The sequence below is a fragment of the Sphingomonas sp. genome, assembly GCF_031426035.1.
GTDB lineage: Bacteria > Pseudomonadota > Alphaproteobacteria > Sphingomonadales > Sphingomonadaceae > Sphingomicrobium.
Genome location: NZ_JANPKO010000004.1, coordinates 1 through 3,092 on the forward strand (window position 1 = coordinate 1; position 3,092 = coordinate 3,092).

The 3,092-nt window shown below is 70.4% G+C and carries 3 protein-coding genes; all 3 read left to right on the forward strand.

The window, feature by feature from the left end; translation table 11 throughout:
* A partial coding sequence (locus RMP08_RS00300) for an amidohydrolase family protein (protein WP_310466943.1) occupies positions 1–949 on the forward strand: 949 nt, incomplete at its 5' end.
* Positions 949–2,331: an amidohydrolase family protein gene (locus tag RMP08_RS00305; RefSeq protein WP_310466945.1), complete on the forward strand. Its 1,383-nt coding sequence runs from the start codon at positions 949–951 to the stop codon at positions 2,329–2,331. The genes RMP08_RS00300 and RMP08_RS00305, both read left to right, overlap by 1 nt.
* A complete protein-coding gene (locus RMP08_RS00310; RefSeq protein ID WP_310466944.1) occupies positions 2,328–2,984 on the forward strand; it encodes an NnrU family protein in 657 nt (218 codons plus the stop codon). The genes RMP08_RS00305 and RMP08_RS00310 overlap by 4 nt, the downstream gene beginning before the upstream one ends.
* Positions 2,985–3,092 lie beyond the last annotated feature (108 nt).

Consider the following 3,092-nt stretch of genomic DNA (forward strand, 5'->3'; position numbering starts at 1 on the left):
TTTCTCGCGCGCGCTCGCCAATGGCGGGGTGACCACGCTGCAAGTGCTGCCAGGTTCGGCCAATCTGTTCGGCGGGCGCTCGGTCACGCTCAAGAACGTCGCCGCGCGGACTGTGCAGGGAATGAAATTCCCCGGCGCGCCGTACGGCCTCAAGATGGCGTGCGGCGAAAATCCCAAGCGGGTTTACGGGTCGAAGGGGAACATGCCGCAGACGCGGATGGGCAATATCGCCTTGGTCCGCGAAACCTGGCTCAAGGCGCGCGAGTACCGCCGCAAGTGGGACGCCTACGACAAGAACGGCGGAACAGCGCCCGCCCGCGACCTCGCGATGGACACGCTGCGCGGCGTCCTCGCCGGCCAGATCCTCGTCCACAACCACTGCTACCGCGGCGACGAAATGGCGCTGATGATCGATGTCGCCAAGGAGATGGGCTACAAGATCGGCACCTTCCACCACGCGGTCGAGAGCTACAAGGTCGCCGACCTCCTCGCTCGCGAGGGCATCTGCTCGGCGATGTGGGCCGACTGGTATGGCTTCAAGATGGAAAGCTATGACGGGATCCAGGAGAACATCCCGTTCGTCCACAACGCCGGCGCCTGCGCCATCGTCCACTCCGACGACGCCAACGGCATCCAGCGCCTCAACCAGGAAGCCGCCAAGGCGCTCGCCGACGGCCGCCGCGCCGGCATCGCGGTCAGCGACGAGGTGGCGTGGACCTGGCTCGCCGCCAACCCCGCCAAGGCGCTCGGCGTCTTCGACCAGACCGGCAGCCTCAAGCCCGGCAAGATGGCCGATGTGGTGCTGTGGAACGCCAACCCGTTGAGCGTCTACGCCCGCCCCGAACGCGTGTGGATCGACGGCGCCCTGATGTACGACGCCGCCAACCCCAAGCTGCGCCCGGTCAGCGACTTCGAGCTCGGCCAGCCCGGCGAAGGGGACGTCAAGTGATCCGCGCCGCGCTCGCCGCGCTGCTGCTGGGCACCGCCACCCCCGCCGCCGCCGAGACCATCGCCATCGTCAATGCCATGCTCGCCACCGGTGACGGGTCCGACGCCGCGCCGGGCGGCACCGTGATTATCCGCGACGGCCGCATCCTCGCCGCCGGGCATGGCGTCACCGTCCCCGCCGGCGCCAACATCGTCGACGCGACGGGCAAATGGGTCACCCCCGGCATCGTCGCCGGCTTCTCCCGCCTCGGCCTCAGCGAAGTCGACCTCGGCGCCGACGGGTCCGACGACACCAGCGCCAACGGCCCGTTCAGCGCGGCGATCGACGTCGCCCCCGCGATCAACCCGCTCGCCACCACCATCGCCGTCAACCGCGCCGACGGCATCACCCGCGCCATCGTCGCCCCGTCGACCGGGCGCAGCATCTTCGCCGGGCAGGGCGCGGTGATCGACACCGGCGCCGACCTGGACCCGATCACCGCGCGCCGCCGCTTCCAGTTCGTCGAGCTGGGCGAAAGCGGCGCGGCAACCGCCGGCGGGTCGCGCGCCTCCGCCCACGTCCTGTTCCGCAACGCCCTGCGCGAGGCATCCGAGCTGCGACGCTACGCCACGCCGATTGCGTCCAGCGGCAGCGGAGAGCCCGACGAAATCGACCGCCCGCTCGTCCGCAACCCCAATGAATCGCGGATCATGGGGCCTGACGCGCGGCGCAGCGAGGACGTCCTGCTGACCCGCTTCGACGCCGCGGCGCTGGTCCCAGTGCTGCAAGGCCGCCAGCACCTCCTCGTCCACGTCGAGCGCGCCAGTGACATATTGCAAGTGCTCGCCCTGCGCCGAGAATTCCCCGCGCTGAAACTGGTGCTGGTCGGCGCCACCGAGGGCTGGACCGTCGCCGACCGCATCGCCGCCGCGCGCGTCCCGGTCATCGCCTCGGCGGTCAACGACCTCCCCGCCAGCTTCGAGCAGCTCGCCGCGACCCAGTCCAACGTCGGGCGGATGCGCGCCGCCGGGGTCGCGGTCTCGATCGGCATGATCGACGACAACGACACCCGCAACCTGTTCACCCAGCGCCAATATGCCGGCAACCTCGTCGCCTTGCGCGGCGTGCCCGGAGCGACCGGCGTCAGCTGGGGCGAGGCGCTGGCGATGATTACCGCGCGCGCCGCCGACGCGGTCGGCATGGGCGGCCAGATCGGCAGCCTCGCGCCGGGGCGCCGCGCCGACGTGGTGATCTGGTCGGGCGACCCGCTCGACCTCGCCAGCAACGCCGATGCGGTGTACATCGACGGCGTGCAGCAACCCCTCGACACCCACCAGACCCGCCTCCGCGACCGCTACCGCGATCTCGAGCGCCGCACCCTGCCCGAAGCGTATCGCCATTGAGCCCGCTGGGCAGCCTCGCGCTCGCCTGCCTGGCCTTCGTCGGCTCGCACTTCCTGCTCTCGCATCCGCTGCGCGCGCCGCTCGTCGCGCGGCTCGGCGAGACGAAGTTCCAGATTCTTTACTCGCTCGTCGCGCTGGCCACGTTCGGGGTGATGATCTGGGTCTACGGCAAGGCCGGCGGCGCGGCGCCGTTGTGGAGCGCCGGCGCGCCGCTGTGGACCGTGGCCAGCCTCGTCATGTGGTTCGCGTCGATCCTGCTGGTCGGCTCGTTCGTCGGTAATCCCGCTTTGCCCGGCGTGCGCGTGCCCAACACCGGGCCGAGCGGCGTGCTGGCGATCACCCGCCATCCGATGATGTGGTCGTTTGCTTTGTGGGCGATCGTCCACGCCATGCTCATCGCGACGCCCGAGGCGCTCGTGCTGGACGCCGCGATCCTCGTGCTGGCGCTTGGCGGTTCGGTCGGCCAGGACGCCAAGAAGCGCGTACTGAAGGGACCGTGCTGGCACGAATGGGCTGCGCAGACCGCGTTCATGCCGTTCGGCCACGGCCTCGCGTCGCCCGGCATCGTGGCGCTGGTCGGCGGCACGGCGGTGTTCCTCCTGGCGACCTGGCTGCACCCCATGCCGGTCGGCGTCTGGCACTGGCTCGGCTAAGGCTCGCACCGCAACCGCTGGCGCGCTAAAGCCCCCGCCATGACACGCAAATTCTTCGGCACCGACGGTATCCGCGGGCTCACCAACAGCGAGCCGATGACCGCCGAG